Here is a 229-nt window from a genome sequence, read left to right as displayed (position 1 = left end):
ACGTGAGGAAGCGCCCATGGCTATGCAGGTTGGCAAGCTGATCGTGGGTGCGGATGTCGCGATAGATGAACTGGTGATTCATCACGATGATCGCGATGAGATCATCAGGCTGAAAAAAGCCAAACTCGAAATCAAAAGATGTCTGAAACAAAAGCCTCTCAAAACTTATATTGATGTTGAGGAGACTAATGTTTATCACCTCGATCTGGTTGAACTGGCTCACAGCCTA

General features: G+C 45.9%; 1 pseudogene. It reads left to right on the top strand.

The features are described 5' to 3' along the window. Positions 1-16: 16 nt before the first annotated feature. Positions 17-229 (top strand): annotated as a pseudogene (locus tag OH705_RS29040) (IS110 family transposase); the annotation flags it as partial.

The sequence above is a fragment of the Pseudomonas sp. BJa3 genome, assembly GCF_026343815.1.
GTDB lineage: Bacteria > Pseudomonadota > Gammaproteobacteria > Pseudomonadales > Pseudomonadaceae > Aquipseudomonas > Aquipseudomonas soli.
Note: the sequence above shows the minus strand (reverse complement) of the source record. Positions and strands in the feature narration are given on the sequence as shown.